Origin of the sequence: Sulfitobacter sp. EE-36 (genome assembly GCF_000152605.1) — a bacterium.
Taxonomy (GTDB): Bacteria; Pseudomonadota; Alphaproteobacteria; order Rhodobacterales; family Rhodobacteraceae; genus Sulfitobacter; species Sulfitobacter pontiacus.
This window is the reverse complement of the sequence record NZ_AALV01000015.1, coordinates 1-1,762: the sequence shown is the minus strand read 5'-3', so window position 1 is coordinate 1,762 and position 1,762 is coordinate 1. Positions and strand designations below refer to the sequence as shown.

At 52.9% G+C, this 1,762-nt stretch carries 2 protein-coding genes; both read right to left on the bottom strand.

The genetic code is table 11. From position 1 onward, the window contains the following. A partial coding sequence (locus tag EE36_RS02465; protein ID WP_005849132.1) for a hypothetical protein occupies positions 1-618 on the bottom strand: 618 nt, incomplete at its 3' end. 250 nt (positions 619-868) lie between these two features. Beyond that, on the bottom strand, positions 869-1,762 hold an 894-nt coding region (locus EE36_RS02460; RefSeq protein ID WP_005849130.1), incomplete at its 5' end, for an IS3-like element ISSusp1 family transposase.

Genomic DNA, 1,762 nt, shown 5'->3' with positions numbered 1-1,762 from the left:
GTCTTGGGTCGACATCAGCAGTCCGGCCCATTCAAGCGGTCGCAAAACGCAGGCCTTGAACGCGTATGTGTTCCGCCTGGAAGTATTGCGGTCACTCTCCGGTTCACCATAGAACTTTTGATATAGGGTAACTTCGCTGATGCCGTGATCGGCCTCTACGTTGATCACATTCATCCAAACGTCCCAATTTCCGAAGGGTTGGTCATCAAAGCGCGCATAAGAGGTGTGATCGACCTCGTGTAAAAAATACGGGATCAATTCGACAAACAAGCGCCCGGGCGATTGGGCCAACTCTTTGCCACGCTTGGTGAGCCGGAACTCGTCTTTGAAGTGGCGACCAAGGCGTAATTCAATCAACAGGAAGTGCAGCACTTCGAGCGGCGCGAAGTCAGCTTCGTTGATCACCCTATGATAACGGAACACCTCATCCGCACCTTCCCCTGGCCAGTCAAAATTCTGTACGGCCCAATGAACGAAGGTACGCTTGAACGCCTTGTTTTTGGTGATCGCTATCGATCCGTGTTCCTGCGTATATTGCATGGTCAGAACTGCTGCCTGTAGCAGCGGTGACCGCAAGAGGTCGGGATGGTCGTCAGCGAGGGTTTGGTACTCGATCATTTCTGAAAGGTCTCGCACACTGCACCGCAGCGCCATGATACTTAAGTTAGCTCAGTGTATAGGAAGCAGTATTAGACGGTTCTGAATAGCAGCAAAATGTGGTTAGCCGCTACGCCAGGACAAAAAGTTAGGCCGTAGTGGCAAAATACTGAACGGACCGAAATCGGAAGTTCACTGCGGCAATGAAATCAGAGGCCAATCTTTGAACAACCAGATATTGGGATCAGAATACTGAATAGCCCCTAGTTCCCTAGACACCTTCTTGGTTCACGTTGAACTGTCTGTTTTCGAAGTCGACAGGCGACAGCATACCGTTTCTGACATGTTTGCGTTTCGGGTTATAGAACATTTCGATGTAGTCGAAGATGTCCTGTCTGGCCTGCTCGCGGGTCTTATATGTTCGACGCCGGACGCGTTCCCGTTTGAGCAGGTTGAAGAAGCTCTCAGCGACCGCATTGTCATGGCAATTCCCGCGCCTGCTCATCGAGTGTTCGATATTGTGGGCCCGCAGAAACGCCGCCCAGTCCCTGCTGGTGTATTGGCTGCCTTGATCCGTGTGGATCAGGACGCGTCGCTTAGGTTTGCGTCGCCAGACAGCCATCAAAAGGGCTTGCAGCACGAGGTCTGTTGGTTGCCGCGATTGTGTCGCCCAGCCGATCACACGTCGTGAGTAGAGGTCGATGATAACCGCCAGATAGAGAAACCCCTCATAGGTTTTGATGTAAGTGATATCGGACACCCAGGCGGTGTCTGGCGCTGTCACATCAAACTGCCGGTCTAACGTGTTGTCGACGACGACTGACGGCCGTCCACCATACTTGCCCGGCTTACGTTTGTACCCGATCTCTGCGCGGATCCCAGCCAAACGGGCCAACCTAGCAACACGGTTTGGGCAACTGGTCTCACCCAGCTCCACCAGATCGTCATGCAGCTTACGGTATCCGTAGACCTTGCCACTGTCGTTCCAAGCTTCTTCGAGCAGCTTGATCTGACGCGCATCCTCACGCGCACAGTGGCTTAATGGATTTTTAATCCATGCATAGAACCCGCTGGGATGGATATTGAGGCAACGACACATCCTGCGTACCGAATACTGAGGGCGGTGCTCGGCAATGAACGCGTACTTCACCTTGCATCCTTTGCG